The sequence below is a fragment of the Qaidamihabitans albus genome (genome assembly GCF_016464705.1).
Taxonomy (GTDB): domain Bacteria; phylum Actinomycetota; class Actinomycetes; order Mycobacteriales; family Pseudonocardiaceae; genus Qaidamihabitans; species Qaidamihabitans albus.
Window position 1 is genome coordinate 403,329 of sequence record NZ_JAEHOB010000003.1, and the last position, 15,128, is coordinate 418,456.

At 72.4% G+C, this 15,128-nt stretch carries 14 protein-coding genes; 11 read left to right on the forward strand and 3 right to left on the reverse strand.

What is annotated here, in order from left to right; translation table 11 throughout:
- The first annotated feature begins 103 nt into the window (after positions 1 to 103).
- Together JAP66_RS08245 and JAP66_RS08250 are read left to right on the forward strand one after the other, a co-directional pair.
- Complete coding sequence (locus JAP66_RS08245) at positions 104 to 1,153, forward strand: NAD-dependent epimerase/dehydratase family protein (protein ID WP_199430992.1); 1,050 nt, start codon at positions 104 to 106, stop codon at positions 1,151 to 1,153.
- A gap of 34 nt (positions 1,154 to 1,187) precedes the next feature.
- Positions 1,188 to 2,207 (forward strand): lysophospholipid acyltransferase family protein, encoded by a 1,020-nt coding sequence (locus JAP66_RS08250; protein ID WP_307849485.1) that lies wholly within the window; start codon positions 1,188 to 1,190, stop codon positions 2,205 to 2,207.
- Positions 2,208 to 2,222: 15 nt separating this feature from the next.
- On the opposite strand, the gene JAP66_RS08255 is transcribed toward JAP66_RS08250, so the two are convergent.
- The 3 genes from JAP66_RS08255 to JAP66_RS08265 form a co-directional block, all read right to left on the reverse strand.
- The gene (locus JAP66_RS08255; protein ID WP_372448949.1) at positions 2,223 to 3,179 is read right to left on the reverse strand and encodes an HAD family hydrolase; all 957 of its coding nucleotides are present in this window, start codon (positions 3,177 to 3,179) and stop codon (positions 2,223 to 2,225) included.
- Positions 3,180 to 3,290: 111 nt separating this feature from the next.
- The gene (locus JAP66_RS08260) at positions 3,291 to 4,382 is read right to left on the reverse strand and encodes a DUF5667 domain-containing protein (protein ID WP_199430994.1); all 1,092 of its coding nucleotides are present in this window, start codon (positions 4,380 to 4,382) and stop codon (positions 3,291 to 3,293) included.
- 84 nt (positions 4,383 to 4,466) lie between these two features.
- Positions 4,467 to 5,147 carry a sigma-70 family RNA polymerase sigma factor gene (locus JAP66_RS08265; protein WP_199430995.1) on the reverse strand — a complete coding sequence of 227 codons (681 nt, stop codon included), beginning with the start codon at positions 5,145 to 5,147 and terminating at the stop codon, positions 4,467 to 4,469.
- Positions 5,148 to 5,347: 200 nt separating this feature from the next.
- Between JAP66_RS08265 and JAP66_RS08270 the strand changes: the two genes are divergently transcribed.
- The 9 genes from JAP66_RS08270 to JAP66_RS08310 all read left to right on the forward strand — a co-directional run bounded on the left by JAP66_RS08270 (position 5,348) and on the right by JAP66_RS08310 (position 15,118).
- Complete coding sequence (locus tag JAP66_RS08270) at positions 5,348 to 6,862, forward strand: AMP-binding protein (RefSeq protein ID WP_307849486.1); 1,515 nt, start codon at positions 5,348 to 5,350, stop codon at positions 6,860 to 6,862.
- A 7-nt stretch (positions 6,863 to 6,869) separates the two neighbouring features.
- Positions 6,870 to 7,109, forward strand: coding sequence for a glutaredoxin family protein (locus tag JAP66_RS08275; RefSeq protein ID WP_199430996.1), 240 nt, complete (start codon positions 6,870 to 6,872; stop codon positions 7,107 to 7,109).
- Positions 7,110 to 7,207: 98 nt separating this feature from the next.
- Positions 7,208 to 8,821: a molybdopterin-dependent oxidoreductase gene (locus tag JAP66_RS08280; RefSeq protein WP_199430997.1), complete on the forward strand. Its 1,614-nt coding sequence runs from the start codon at positions 7,208 to 7,210 to the stop codon at positions 8,819 to 8,821.
- A gap of 179 nt (positions 8,822 to 9,000) precedes the next feature.
- On the forward strand, positions 9,001 to 9,690 hold the full coding sequence (locus tag JAP66_RS08285; protein ID WP_372448944.1) for a fasciclin domain-containing protein: 690 nt from the start codon (positions 9,001 to 9,003) through the stop codon (positions 9,688 to 9,690).
- 235 nt (positions 9,691 to 9,925) lie between these two features.
- Positions 9,926 to 10,735, forward strand: a complete 810-nt coding sequence (locus tag JAP66_RS08290) for a redox-sensing transcriptional repressor Rex (RefSeq protein WP_199430999.1) — start codon at positions 9,926 to 9,928, stop codon at positions 10,733 to 10,735.
- Complete coding sequence (locus JAP66_RS08295) at positions 10,735 to 12,063, forward strand: glutamyl-tRNA reductase (RefSeq protein WP_199431000.1); 1,329 nt, start codon at positions 10,735 to 10,737, stop codon at positions 12,061 to 12,063. Before JAP66_RS08290 ends, JAP66_RS08295 begins: the two co-directional genes overlap by 1 nt.
- Positions 12,047 to 13,015 (forward strand): hydroxymethylbilane synthase, encoded by a 969-nt coding sequence (gene hemC, locus JAP66_RS08300; protein ID WP_199431001.1) that lies wholly within the window; start codon positions 12,047 to 12,049, stop codon positions 13,013 to 13,015. Before JAP66_RS08295 ends, hemC begins: the two co-directional genes overlap by 17 nt.
- A gap of 71 nt (positions 13,016 to 13,086) precedes the next feature.
- On the forward strand, positions 13,087 to 14,619 hold the full coding sequence (locus JAP66_RS08305) for a bifunctional uroporphyrinogen-III C-methyltransferase/uroporphyrinogen-III synthase (RefSeq protein WP_199431002.1): 1,533 nt from the start codon (positions 13,087 to 13,089) through the stop codon (positions 14,617 to 14,619).
- 91 nt (positions 14,620 to 14,710) lie between these two features.
- On the forward strand, positions 14,711 to 15,118 hold the full coding sequence (locus tag JAP66_RS08310; RefSeq protein ID WP_199431003.1) for a hypothetical protein: 408 nt from the start codon (positions 14,711 to 14,713) through the stop codon (positions 15,116 to 15,118).
- Positions 15,119 to 15,128: the final 10 nt, after the last annotated feature.

A 15,128-nucleotide genomic window follows, 5' to 3' on the forward strand; every position in this document is an offset into this window, starting at 1 on the left:
GTAAACAGCAGGTTAGCGGCGCCCCCGGCGCACCTCCCACGGAGTAGAGTCCGGGGCGCCACCGCAGCTGAAGCACTTTCCGCCTTCGCAGAAGGGGCCCCCGATGCCTGCCAACATCGTGCTCGTCACCGGAGTCGGTGGTGAGCTGGGCGGGCGGCTGCTGGCCAGGCTCGGCAACGACGCGGACCTGGAACGGGTCATCGGTGTCGACACATCGCCACCGAGCAGGGCCGTGCAGCAGCGGATGGGCCATGCCGAGTTCGTCCGCGCGGACATCCGGAACCCGCTGATCGCGAAGATCATCACATCCGCCCGGGTGGACACGGTGGTGCATGCGTCGACGACCTGCCATCCGGCCGGGCCGGGCAGGCGGATGGCGATCAAGGAAGTCAACGTCATCGGCACCATGCGGTTGCTCGCCGCGTGCCAGCGTTCGCCGCTCGTGCGCAAGCTCGTCGTCAAGTCCACCGCCGCCGTGTACGGCGCGAGCTCCCGTTCACCCGCGGTGTTGACCGAGGACTCCGAGCTCATCCCCGCCTCGGCCAACGGCTACGCCAAGGACGCCGTCGAGATGGAGGGCTACGTGCGGGGCCTGTCCCGCCGCCGCCCGGACATCACGGTGACCATGGCCCGACTGGTCAACGTCATCGGCCCCGACGTCGACACCGTGCTCGCGCGGTACTTCGCGCTGCCGGTGGTGCCCACGGTGCTCGGCTTCGACGCCCGCATACAGCTGTTGCACTCCGCCGACGCGCTCGCCGTGCTCGAACGCGCGACGCTGCACGACCGGCCCGGCGTGTTCAACGTCGGGGCCGACGGCGTGCTGACGCTCTCGCAGGCCATCCGGCGGGCCGGCCGGGTGGAGCTGCCGGTGCCGCGGGCGGCGATGCCCTCGATCGGCAGGGTGCTGCGCGGTGCCCGTGTGGTGGACTTCTCGTCCGACCAGGTACGGCTGCTGAACTTCGGCCGCGTGGTGGACAACACCAGGCTCAAGGAGACGTTCGGCTACACGCCCCGGTGGAGCACCCGGGAGGCGTTCGACGACTTCGTACAGGGGCGTGGACTGCGCCCGCTGGTGGACGGCGACCGCGCGGCCGGGCTGGCGAGTGCGGTGCTCACAGCCGCCGCGACCGGCCAGACCACCCGACGATGACATGCTCCGGAAGGCACGCTTGGAGGCGGAAGTTGTGACGACCAGCACAACGGCGCAGGTCATCCCGCTCCACCGGGTCCGGGAACGAGCCACGGAGCCGGTCCGCCGGGCCATCCCCGTCGAGGCTCCGGCGCCACCGGCCGCGGACGAGGCGCCGGTGCTGCCGCCTCCGGACCGCGCCGGATCCGCCGCCCCCTCCGGTGCGGAGGACGAGTCGCTGCCCGCGGCGCTCGGCCGGCTGCTCGGCTTCCTCCGGCACCGGCTGACCGGCGACTACTCGGTCGACGAGTTCGGCTTCGACGCCGAGCTCACCGAAACGCTCCTGCTGCCCCCGTTGCGGGTGCTGTACGACAAGTGGTTCCGGGTCAGCACCCACGGCGTGCCGAATCTTCCCGCCGAGGGTGGTGCTCTGCTGGTCTGCAACCACTCCGGCGTCCTGCCGCTGGACTCGGTCATGACGGCGGTCGCGGTGCACGACGAGCACCCGGCGCACCGGCACCTGCGGATGCTCGGCGCGGACCTGCTGTTCCGGACACCGGTGCTGGGCACGTTGGCCCGCAGGTCCGGGCAGACGCTCGCGTGCAACCCGGACGCGGAGCGCCTGCTGCGGGCCGGTGAGCTGGTCGGCGTGTGGCCGGAGGGCTTCAAGGGCGTCGGCAAGCCTTACTCGGCGCGGTACAAGCTGCAGCGCTTCGGTCGCGGCGGGTTCGTCTCGGCGGCGCTGCGCACGGGCGTGCCGATCATCCCTTGCGCGATCGTCGGCGCGGAGGAGATCTATCCCAAGCTCGGCGACATCAGGCCGCTCGCCCGGCTGCTCGGCCTCCCGTACTTCCCGGTGACGCCGTTCTTCCCGCTGCTCGGCCCGCTGGGCACCGTTCCGTTGCCGACCAAGTGGCACATCGAGTTCGGCGAGCCGATCAGCACCGGGACCTACGAGGCCGAGGCCGAGGAGGACCCGATGCTGGTCTTCAACCTCACCGACCAGGTCAGGGAGTCCATCCAGCAGATGCTCTACCGCAGGCTCGCCCAGCGCCGCGACGTCTTCCGCGGCTGAGCCGGGCGACCCGGGTCAGGCGGCGCGCCTGCGGTACGCGAGGCCGGCCGCGACGGCACCGGCCACGGCACCCGCGCCGAGCACGGACGGCACCCCGATCTTCGCCGCCTTGCGCCCGGTCCGGAAGTCGCGGATCTCCCACTGCCGGGCCCTGGCGATCTCGCGCAGCCCCGCGTCCGGGTTGACCGCCACCGCGGTGCCCACCACCGACAGCATCGGCACGTCGTTCTGCGAGTCCGAGTACGCCGTGCACCGCCGCAGGTTCAGCCCCTCCCGCGCGGCGAGCGCCCGCACCGCGTGCGCCTTCGCCCTGCCGTGCAGCAGATCGCCGACCAGTCGCCCGGTGAACACCCCGTCGACGCTCTCGGCCACCGTGCCGAGCGCGCCGTTGAGGCCGAGACGCCGCGCGATGATCGCCGCCAGCTCGACGGGGGTGGCGGTGACCAGCCAGACGCGCTGCCCGGCATCGAGATGCATCTGGGCGAGCGCGCGCGTGCCCGCCCAGATCTTGTCTGCCATGAGCTCGTCGTAGATCTCCTCGCCGACGGCCACCATCTCATCGACCGTCCGGCCGGCCACAAAGGACAGCGCCTGCTCGCGGCTGGACTGCACGCCGTCCCTGCTCTCCCGCCCGCCGACCCGGAACTTCATCTGCTGCCAGGCGAAACCGGCGAGGTCGGAGGTCGTGAAGTACTTGCGGGCGGCGAGGCCGCGGGCGAAGTGGAAGATCGACGCGCCCATCATCATCGTGTTGTCCACGTCGAAGAACGCGGCCGCGGTCAGGTCCGGCGGCGCCTGTGGGGGAGCGGGCTCCTCCGCCCGCTCGGGCTGGATCGCTTCGGCCGTCTCCCCGGCGAGGTCCGCCTGGGTCGCGGCCTCCATCGCGACAGCGGCGTCGGCCGAGGCCTCGCCGGCCAGCGCCGCGAGACGCTCGCGTTCGTGGCCCTTACCGCGGACCCGCCAACGTGACACGCACACCGCCTCCACGCTCGACTCCACACCGGTGCTCCTAGACAGAGTAGCGATGGGACCACCCAGGGGTACGCTCGCCCGCGCGACGTGCGGCGGGCCGGCGAGACCGGGCTAGCCGAGCCCGAGCTCGGGCAGGCCGGGCAGTGGCAGCGGGATCGACACGACCGGGTCGCGCGGCAGGCCCGAATCCGGCAGCCGCGGCCCCGGGACGGTGCTGGGAATGGGCGCCTCGACGATCGGCGGCGGCGTGGTCGTGGTGGTCGGCGGCGGAGGTCGCGGCGACGTCGGTCCGGCGCCGGCGGCCGTCCGTGGTGCCGGGGTGGCGCTCGACGGTGGCGGCGGCGCGACGGCGAGCGGTTCCCTGACGCCGGTCCCCGGATCGCCGGTGAACGGGCCCGGCAGGGTCGGCACACCGCCCGCCGGGCCGCCACGGTTCGGGCGGCAGTCGCCGCGCGCGGGCAGCGCGCCCAGGTCGTCGGAGTCGCCGGAGGTGATCTGGTAGCAGCCCATCCGCTCGGCCAGTGCGGCGGCGCGCTCCTCGATCCTGACCAGCAGGGCCGCCGGTTCGGCGGTGGCGGCGGCCAGCACCGGGCGCAACGCCGTGAGCTCGCCGGTCCGCGCGGTCGCCCAGGACCGCAACGTACCGAGGTGGTGCCCGTCGGAGCCGGTGGCCAGCGCGGTGAGCTGCGCGGTTCCGGCTCTGGCCTCGCCGGTGAAGTCCTCGAGCGCGACGGTGTGGCCGGGTCCGCCCGCGGGCTCGCGCCCCGCCAGTATCGTCAGCTCGTCGAGCCGCCGGGCGGCGTACTCCAGATGCCGCAGCGCCCTGGCCTCGTCGTCGAAGGTCAGCTGGAGCACGGCGGCCTCGCGGGCCCGCTTGAGGTCGTACAGCGGCTCACCCGGCAGCGCGTCCCCGGACAGCAGCGTCGTCAGGCCGCCGAGTGCGATGAGCACGGCGATCGCGGCGGCCAGCACCGGTGCCCGCCGCCTCCTGCGCCGGGCCGGTTCGGGCGTGGTGGCCACGCGGTGGGCGATCCGCTCGCGGGACTCCTCGTCGACTGCCGCGGTGGCGCCGAGCCTGCGGAGCGCGTCGACGACCGCCAGTTCGTCGCCGAACTCCGGGTCGCGGCCGGTCCGCTCGTCGACCGCCCGAGCGAACCGCTCGTGTTCGTGCCCGCGTCCCGCCGGCCAGGGAGGCCTCTTCACCGCCGCCTACGCCTCCATGCCGTCCTCGCCCGAATCCTTCGGAGCAGCAACGACCGGTGGCGGTGTCCGGTTACGGGCTCGCCCTCAGCGCACGCCGGCGGGCAGGAGCTGGGCGAGCCTGCGGACGGCGCGGTGCTGCAGCGCCTTGATCGCTCCCTCGTTGCGGTTCATGATCGCGGCGGTCTCGGCGACCGAATGGCCCTGCATGAAGCGGAGGATGATGCACTCCCGCTGGTCGTCGCCGAGATCGGCGACGCAGCGGAGCAGTTCGGCGTTCGTCGTCTTGCTGATGACCTGCTGCTCGGGCCCCGGCGCGTTGCGCGAGCCCGACCCGCCGAAGGGCGGTGCGCCCGACTCGGTGACCTCGTCGGTGACCACCTCGAGGCGGAACCTGCTCGACTTCACGTGGTCGAGCACGAGGTTGCGGGCGATCGTGATGAACCAGGCGCCGACGTCGCGGCCCTGGTAGCTGACGGAGGTGATCCGGCGCAGCGCGCGCAGGAAGGTCTCGCTGGTCACGTCCTCGGCGAGGTGCCGGTCACCGAGGCGGAACAGCGCGTACCGGTACACCGAGTCGACGTAGCGGTCGTAGAGCCGGCCGAACGCGGTGCTGTCGCCGTCCTGGGCATCGCGCACGAGGGCCCACGTCTCGGTCATCGCGGCGTCGGCGGGATCGGGCACGGCCCGCTCCACGGGTGCGGTCCGTTCCGCGGGCCGGAACGGGGTCAGCGTCGGACCAGCCGCAACAGCGATCGGCAGGCTCATCTGTCGCACCTCCTCCGGGCTGGTTCCCGGATCCCACGTGATCATCGCCACTGACGTTCTGACGGAGCATACGCGTTGTTACCGCGAAGTAGGTAGTGCTGTTTCGATTGCGAAAAGGAGACGGCACGACTTCCTCCCCACGACGGGGGAGGCGGCTGGCAGACTGTGCGGGCCCGAGTCCGAGGTCGAGAGGGGTGGTCGTGTCGGTGCAGGAGGACCCTGGTGGCAACGTCGCCGATCTGGTGTCCGAGGCCGCGCGTACCCGGCCGGGCGCGCCCGCGCTGATCGACACCGCCACGGGTACGACGCTGACCTGGGCGGACGTCGATGCCGCGGTCAGCGCTGCGGCGCGGCGGCTGACCGAGGCCGGGCTGGCGCCGGGCGACCGGGCGGCGATCCGGCTGCCGACGTCCACCGCGTTCGCCGTCTCCTTCTTCGCCGTGGCGCGTGCGGGCGGCATCGCGCTGCCGCTCTCGCCACAGGCCCCCACCGCCGAAGTGCGCCCGCTGCTCGAACACAGTGGAGCGAGGCTGCTGATCACCGAGGACGGTGGCGCGGATCCCGACGGCGACGTGCCCGTGCTGGCGTCCTCGATCGAGACCACCGGTGAGCCCTCCGCGCCGGTCGGTGGCGGCGAGGACATCGCCGTACTGCTCTACACCTCGGGCACCAACGGCCCTTCGCGCGGCGCGATGCTGTCCCACCGGGCGCTGCTGGCCAACGTCGCCCAGATCCGCGAGCTGAGGCCGCCGGTCACCGAGCCCGGAGACCGGGTGCTCATCACCATCCCGCTGTTCCACATCTACGGCCTCGGGCCCGGGCTGCTGACCACGGCGGCGGCCGGCGCGACGGCGGTGCTGTCCCCGCGCTTCGACGCGCATGCGGCGCTGGCCGACTGCGCTGCCCACCGGGTGACCGCAATCGTCGGCGTGCCCACGATGTACGCCGAGTTCGCCGCGCTGCCCGCCGACCAGCTGGGCGAGGGGCTGGCGACCGTGCGGATGCTCACCTCCGGCGCCGCGCCGCTGCACCCGAGGACGCTCGCGGCCATCCGCGGGGCCACCGGGCTCAACGTCTTCGAGGGCTACGGGCTCACCGAGGCCGCACCCGTGGTGACCACCACACTGGTCACGGGTTACCCGAAGCCCGGCTCGGTGGGCCGCCCGCTGCCCGGCGTGGAACTGCGGCTGGTGGACAGTGACGGCACTCCCGGCCCGGTGCCGCTGGACGCCGACGACCCGGACGACACGTTCCCCGACGACCCCGGCGGCACCGGGCTCGTGGCCATCCGGGGCGCGAACCTGTTCTCCGGGTACTGGCCGGACCGCGCGCACGGGCCCGACGCCGACGGCTGGTTCCGCACCGGCGACGTGGGCTACCTCGACAGCGACGGCGACCTGCACCTCGTGGACCGGGCCAACGACCTGGTCATCGTCAACGGCTTCAACGTGTTCCCGCGCGAGGTGGAGGAGGTCGTCGCGGGGCTGCCCGGTGTCGCCGAGGTGGCGGTGGTCGGGGTGCTCGACCAGCGCACCGGCGAGGCGGTGCAGGCGGTCGTGGTGCCGGAGGCGGGTGCTTCGCTTTCCGAGCAGCAGGTCGTCGACCGGTGCGCCGAGCGGCTGGCCGGTTACAAGGTGCCTGCCACCGTCCGGTTCGTCACCGAGTTGCCGCACACGGCCACCGGCAAGCTGCGCCGCGACCGGTTGCGGGGATGATGGGGTCATGCACCAGGTGACCGTGATGACCAGGGACGGCTGCTCGGCGTGTGTGCGCGCGGAGCAGGACGTCGAGCGGATCTGCGCCGAGCTGGGGGTGGAGTGGTCGACGGCGGATGTCGACTCCGATCCGGAGTGGCGGGCCGAGTACGGCGACCGGGTGCCGGTGATCCTGGTGGACGGCGCGGAGCACGGCTACTGGTCGGTTGACGAGGACCGCCTCCGCCGCGCCCTCGTGAGTGCGTAACAGTGTTCTGACTCGCGTGCGCACTCACGAGCACGCGTAATCCGACCGTAAGCGCTCGGGGACCAATCGATTCGCCCGGCGGCGCCGAAGATAGGGGTATGAGCGACGCCAGCGATGCCCCAGCCCGTACCGACGCCGGACCGCGGCTGCCGGTTCCCGTGGCCGCCCTTACCGGGCTGCTCGGTCTCCTCGCCGCGCTGGCCGCGGGCCATCTGGTCGCGGCGTTCGTCGGGCCGACCGCGTCCCCGTACCTGGCCGTGGGCAACTCCGCGATCGACCTGACGCCGGTCGAGGTCAAGGACTGGGCGGTCCAGACGTTCGGCACCTACGACAAGGTCGTGCTGCTCGGCGGCATGGCGCTGGTCATGGTGCTGGTATCGGTGGTCGCGGGCCTGCTGTCCCGGCGCTCGGCCCTGCCGGGCACGATCGTGATCACCCTGTTCGGCCTGGTCGGTGGCGTGGCGGTCTACACCAGGCCGGACCTGGGGCAGCTCGCCCTCGTCGCGCCGCTGGTGAGCCTGGGCGCCGGGCTGGCGGCGTTCCGCTGGCTGCACGCGCTGGGCCTGCGCAACGTGTCCGCGCCACAGGGACACGTGCCGGCGACGCAGGACGCGGACACGGCGTCGCTGAGCGCGGACACGGCGTCGCCCCGGCGGCGGTTCCTGGTCGGTGCCTCGGGCGTCGCGGTCGGTGCCGGGGTGCTGGGCCTCGGCGGCCAGCTGATCGGGCGGTCCAGGAGCGCGCAGGGCTCCCGCGCCGCGCTCGGCACACTGGAGGTCGCCGAGAAGGCTCCGCCGCTGCCGCCGGGAGCGGACTTCGCCAAGGCGGGCACGCCGACGTTCATCACCCCGAACAAGGACTTCTACCGGGTCGACACCGCGCTCGTCGTGCCGCAGGTGCGCGCCGAGGACTGGTCGCTGCGCGTGCACGGCATGGTCGACAACGAGCTCGTGCTGGACTACGACGACATCCGCGGCCGCCCGCTGGTCGAGCGGACCATCACGATGTGCTGCGTGTCCAATGAGGTCGGTGGTCCGTACATCTCGACGGCGAACTTCATCGGCATCGAGCTCGCCGGCGTGCTGGAGCAGGCCGGGGTGCGCCAGGGCGCGCAGCAACTGTTCTCCACCAGCGTGGACGGCTGGACCTGCGGCACCCCGGTCGAGGCCGCGCTCGACCGGGAGCGGGGCGCGCTGCTGGCCATCGGGATGAACGGCGAGCCGCTGCCGCTCGAACACGGCTTCCCCGTGCGGATGGTGGTCCCCGGCCTCTACGGCTACGTGTCCGCGACGAAGTGGCTGACCGACATCGAGATCACGACCTGGGACGCGCGCAGGGCGTACTGGCTCGACCGCAGCTGGGCCAGGGAGGCGCCGATCAAGACGCAGTCCCGCATCGACTCGCCGCAGGGCTTCGAGAAGGTGCCCGCGGGCAACGTCACCGTCGCCGGGATCGCGTGGGCGCAGACCATCGGCATCGAGAAGGTCGAGGTACGCCTCGACGACGGGCCGTGGCGGGAGGCCGAACTGTCCACTTCCGTCAACGAGGACACCTGGCGGATGTGGCGGCTGGAGCTGGACCCGGCGCCCGGCCAGCACCGGGTGACCACCCGCGCCACGGACAAGTCCGGCTACACGCAGACCGGGGAGCGCCAGGGCACCATCCCGGACGGCGCCACCGGCAGGCACACCGTGCTGTTCGAGGTCACCTGACCCCGCGAGTCCCCCACTCCAGCCCGCGAGTCCCCCGTTGACCGTGCCGCGAGTGCGGAACTCGTGGGCCTGGACGGAGACTCGCGAAAAATCTCCGGTCGCACCAATCCGGTCGGCCGGCAGCCCCGAATCCCTTTGGAAACACGGAGTCCGGGCGCGGTCCGGCACCAGAAATTGGAGTGATCTTTGTGAGGAAAATCCGACGTATCGCCGGCGCCGGCATCGCGGCAGCGGCCATCCTGTCCCTCGCCGCCTGTGGCGGTACCGAGGGCGGCGAGAGCGCCGAGGACGCGGAGTCGCCGCCCGCACAGTCAAGCGCTCCGGAGAGCTCCCCGGCGACCGAGTCGGCGGGAGGTGGCGAGGGTGTCACCACCGCGATGGACGTCTACGGCCCGGGCTGCGCCCAGGTGCCCACCGAGGGTGAGGGCTCGGTGCAGGGCATGATCGACGACCCGGTGGCCACGGCCGCGAGCAACAACCCGCTGCTGACCAAGCTGGTGGCCGCGGTGGGCGCCGTCGACGGGCTCGCCGACACGCTGAACAGCACCGACAACCTGACCGTCTTCGCGCCCGCCGATCCGGCCTTCGAAGCGCTGGGCGAGGAGAAGTTCAACGAGCTCGCCGGCAATCCCGACCAGCTCGCCCCGATCCTGCAGTACCACGTGATCCCGCAGCGCTACGACGCCGAGGGCCTGGCCGGTGCCGGTGAGGTCGAGTCGCTGAACGCCGACGGCGGCCCGCTCGAGATCGAGGGCTCCGGCGAGGACATGACCGTGAACGGCGCCAAGGTGCTCTGCGGCAACGTTCCGACCGCGAACGCCACGGTGTTCGTGATCGACACGGTGCTCACCCCGGGCGCCAACAGCTGACCCACCGCCGATTGCTCACCGGGTGTGCACCCGCCACAACGGCGGGTGCACACTTCGTCGTGGGGGCCACGACGGCGCCGGCGTATCCTGTATCAGCCCTGCGACCAGCCACTTTGTGCCTGCGTTCACAAATGGCTACCGTTATCCCATCACCCGGGCGGTGCCGCATCGAACACCTTCATGGCCGCCGGGTCAAGGGTTGATCTCGCAGAACTTCGGCGACAGGAGAGCCAGCGTGGTGGCACAGCGGGGCCGGCGCAACGGGGCCGCGGCCAAGCGCACGCGGACGCCGGCCGCCCCGGACGCCGACAACGCACCCACCGCCGAGATGCCGGCCGTCGCCGAGGCCGCCGGTGCCGACCCGGAGGCCCGCGCCAAGTCGATCCCGGAGGCCGCGGTGGCGCGGTTGGCCGTCTACCTGCGCGTGCTCTCCGGCATGGCCGACCAGGGGTCGACCACGGTGTCCAGCGAAGAGCTGTCCAACGCCGCCGGGGTCAACTCGGCGAAGCTGCGCAAGGACCTGTCCTACCTCGGCTCCTACGGCACCCGCGGCGTCGGCTACGACGTCGCCGTGCTCATCGGCCACATCGAGCGCACGCTCGGCCTCACCCGTCAGCACAAGGTCGCGGTCGTGGGAATCGGTAACCTCGGCCATGCGTTGGCAAACTATGGCGGTTTTCCCGGCCGGGGCTTTCCGGTCGAAGCTCTGTTCGACATCGATCCGGACCTGATCGGGGTGCCGGTGGGCGGTCTGCCCGTCTCGCACATCGAGGACATCCCCGCGGTGTGCACCGAGCGGCAGATCTCCATCGGTGTCGTGGCGACGCCGCCCACCGCGGCTCAATCGGTGTGCGACCGGCTCGTCGCCGGCGGGGTGCAGTGCATCCTGAACTTCGCACCGGTGGTGCTGCAGGTGCCCGAACACGTCGAGGTGCGGAAGGTCGACTTGGCAGTGGAGCTGCAGATCCTGTCGTTTCACGTCGCCCGAAGGGCGGACAGTGAGATGAACGGCTCGGTGACGGGCAACGGAGTGGTGGTGCCGTGATGAGCATCCTGGCGATCGGGCTGTCCCACCGGACCGCCGACCTGCGGACCCTGGAGCGGGTCGCGGTGCCTGCCGCCGAGCTGGACAAGGTGCTGCACGAGCTCCAGCAGACCGAGCACGTCTCCGAGGTGATGCTGCTCTCGACGTGCAACCGGGTCGAGGTCTACGCCGTCGTCGAGACCTTCCACGGCGGGCTCGGCGACGTCTCCGAGGTGCTCGCCCGCCAGGCCGGCCTCGAGCCGGCCGCGTTGTACGACAACTTCTACGTGCACTACGCCGGCGCCGCGGTCGAGCACGTGTTCTCCGTCGCCGCCGGGCTGGACTCGATGGTCGTCGGCGAGACCCAGATCCTCGGCCAGGTGCGGGCCGCCTACGCCACCGCGCGCGACGCAGGCACGGTCGGCCGTGTGCTGCACGAGCTGGTGCAGACGACGCTGCGGGTCGGCAAGCGGGTGCACACCGAGACCGGGCTCGACCAGCTCGGCGCGTCGGTGGTCTCCGAGGCCCTTGCCGCGGCGGGCGACCTGGCCGGCAAGCAGGCGCTGGTCGTCGGTGCCGGCTCGATGGGCGCGCTCGCGGCCGCGCAGCTGCGCAAGGGCGGCATCGGTGGCGTGACGGTGGCCAACCGGACGCCGGAGAACGCCGCGCGGCTCGCCGAGTCGATCGCGGAACAGGGCGTCGCCGCCCGCGCCGTGCCGATGAACGAGCTGGCGATGGCGGTCGCGCAGGCCGACATCGTGGTCTCCTGCACCGGCGCCAAGGGTGCCGTGCTGGTCGCCGAGCACGTCGAGGCCCGCAGCACCCCGCTCGTGGTGTGCGACCTCGGCCTGCCGAGGGACGTCGACGTGGCGGTCGCGCGGATGCCCGGCGTCGAGCTGGTGGACCTGGAGACGGTGCGCCGCCGGATGGACGAGTCGGGCAGCAGCACCACCGCGAAGCAGACCGCACGGGCCTCGGGGATCATCCTGGACGAGGTCCGCGCCTACCTGGCCGGCCAGCGCAGCGCCGAGGTCACCCCGACGGTGACGGCCCTGCGCAAGCGGGCGGCCGAAGTGGTCGACGCCGAGCTGCTCCGCCTGGACAAGCGGCTGCCCGAGCTCGACGGAGACGTCCGCGAGGAGCTGGGCCGGACGGTCCGCCGCGTCGTGGACAAACTGCTGCACGCCCCGACCGTGCGCGTCAAGCAACTCGCCGCAGAGACGGCGGACACCGACTACGCGGACGCACTGCGCGAGCTGTTCGAGCTCGACCCGCAGGCGCCCAGCGTCGTGTCCAGCCCCTCGGCCGGCTCGAAGCACGAACAGATCGACGGTGACAAGAGTGGGTAACCGCACCATCCGCATCGGCACGCGGGGCAGCAAGCTCGCCCTCGCGCAGACCGGCACCATCGCGGCGAAGCTGGAGGAGGCCGGCCAGGACGTGGAGGTCGTCACGGTCTCCACGCCCGGCGACCGCTCCAGCGCGCCGATCGCCGAGATCGGCGTCGGGGTGTTCACCTCCGCCCTGCGGGAGGCGCTGCTGAACGGTGACGTGGACGTCGCCGTGCACTCCTACAAGGACCTCCCGACGGCGGCCGAGCCCGGCATCGTGCTCGCCGCCGTGCCGTCGCGCGCCGACCCGAGGGACGCGCTCATCGCCAGGGACGGGCTGACGCTCGGCGAGCTGCCGCCCGGCTCCGTCGTCGGCACCGGATCGCCGCGCCGGATGGCACAGCTGCGCGCGCTCGGGCTGGGGCTCGAGGTCGTGCCGATCCGCGGCAACATCGACACCCGGATCGGCAAGGTGACCTCGGGGGAGCTGGACGCGGTGGTGCTGGCCCGCGCCGGGCTGGCCCGGGTCGGCAGGCTCGACGAGATCACCGAGACGCTCGACCCGATCCAGATGCTGCCCGCCCCCGCGCAGGGTGCGCTGGCCGTGGAGACGCGGGTCGACGACGTGGACACCGAACACCTGCTTCGGTCCATTGTGGAGGACGAGGCGACACGGGTCGCGGTGGCGGCCGAGCGGGCCATGCTGGCCGCGCTCGAAGCAGGCTGCAGTGCGCCCGTCGGAGCGCTGGCCGATGTGGTGGAGGACCTCGACAGTGACGGGGCCGTCGTCGAGCGGCTGTCGCTGCGCGGGGTCGCCGCCGCCGGGATCGAGGGCGACTCCGTCGAGATCCTGCGGGCCTCGGCCATCGCGGAGAAGCACGACGCGGACGGGCTCGGTCGCGCGGTGGCCGCCGAGCTGCTCGACCTCGGTGCCGGTGCGTTGCCCGGTACCGGCCGCACGTCGCGCTGAGAACCAGACCGTACGAGGAGATAAGTCCGGCCGGTAGTGGTGAACGGCCGTTTACGAGGAGAGACGAATAGATGACCCGCGCACGAAAGACCACGGGGCGCATCGCCTTCGTGGGCTCGGGCCCCGGCGACGCCGGACTGCTGACCGTCCGCGCTCAGGAGCTGCTCGCGAAGGCCGAACTGGTGGTGACGGATCCGGACGTACCCGCCGGTGTGCTGGCCTATGCCGGTGCCGAGGCGGAGGTGCGGCCCGCCGTCGGTGAACCCGGCGACGTGGCCAAGGACCTGACCGCCGAGGCGAAGGCGGGCCGGCTCGTGCTGCGGCTCGTCGCGGGCGACCCGCTCACCCAGTCCGCCGTCGTGGCGGAGGTGCAGGCGGTTTCCCGCACCAGCGCCGTGTTCGACATCGTGCCCGGGGTCGGGCCGGGCACCGCGGTGCCCGCCTACGCCGGGGTCGCGCTCGGCGGCACGCACACCGAGGTGGACGTGCGCACCGACGTCGACTGGGCGGGGCTCGCGGGCACCCCGGGGCCGCTCGTGCTGCACGCGACGTCCAGTCACCTCGCCGAGGCCGCCTCCGCGCTGGTCGAGCACGGGCAGGCGGCGCAGACCCCGGTGGCCGTGACGGCCAACGGCACGATCAACACGCAGCGCACCGTGGACTCCACGCTGGCCTCCCTCTCGGCCGATGCCGGTGAGCTCGTCGGCCCGCTCGTCGTGAGCATCGGCGCCGCGGCGGGCAACCGGTCGAAGCTGTCGTGGTGGGAGTCCCGCTCGCTCTACGGCTGGAAGGTGCTCGTCCCGCGCACGAAGGAGCAGGCGGGCGACATGGCCGACCGGTTGCGCAGCCACGGCGCCACCTCGCACGAGGTGCCGACGATCTCCGTCGAGCCGCCGCGCAGCCCCGCCCAGATGGAGCGCGCGGTGAAGGGCCTCGTGGACGGCCGCTACCAGTGGATCGTGTTCACCTCCACCAACGCGGTGCGCGCCGTGTGGGAGAAGTTCGCCGAGTTCGGGCTCGACGCCCGCGCGTTCTCCGGCGTGAAGATCGCCTGTGTCGGTGAGTCGACGGCGGAGAAGGTCCGCTCGTTCGGGATCATCCCGGAGCTGGTGCCCTCCGGTGAGCAGTCGAGCGAGGGGCTGCTCGAGGAGTTCCCGCCCTACGACGACGTGCTCGACCCGGTGGACCGGGTGCTGCTGCCCCGCGCCGACATCGCCACCGAGACGCTGTCCGCGGGCCTGCGCGACCGCGGCTGGGAGATCGACGACGTGACGGCGTACCGCACGGTGCGGGCCGCGCCGCCGCCTGCCGAGACCCGCGAGATGATCAAGACCGGCGGGTTCGACGCGGTGTGCTTCACCTCCTCGTCCACGGTCCGCAACCTGGTGGGCATCGCGGGCAAGCCGCACACCCGCACGCTGGTCGCCTGCATCGGGCCGAAGACGGCGGAGACGGCGGCGGAGTTCGGGCTGCGCGTGGACGTGCAGCCGGAGACGCCGAACGTGGTCACGCTGGTGGACGCGCTCGCCGAGCACGCCGCCCGGCTGCGCGCCGAGGGCGCGCTGCCCCCGCCGCGCAAGGCGAAGCGGGCCCGCCGCTCCTGAAGCCATGCCCTGAAGGCCACCCGCGCGGCGCGGGTGGCCTTCCTTCGCCCGGTTTCGTGACGCTGTTTTAGAACAGTGTTATCGTGACGGCATGACATCGCTTCACGGACCCGTCCAGGTGTTCGCGGTCATCGCGCTGGTCTCGCTGCCAACCGTGATGTACGGCGGCTACGCGCTGCTGAGCCTGCTGCACCGGGGCAAGCTCACCGACTCCCAGCGCACGTTCTTCCGGGCCGGGCACGCGCACGCCGGGGTGCTGCTCGTGCTCGCGCTGGCGACGCTGTCCTTCCTCGGCGCGAGCGGGCTCGGCGAACCGGCCCGCTGGGTGGCCTGCTTCCTTTTGCTGTCCGGCATTCTCGCCCAGTCCGGCGGGTTCTTCCTGCACATGGTGCTGGACAGGCCGGGGAAGTGGACGGCGGGCAACACCGTCACGGTCGCCGGTGCGATCCTGCTCGCCGCGGCGATGCTGCTGACCGCGTACGGCGTCGCGATCGCCTGACCGGGCGGAG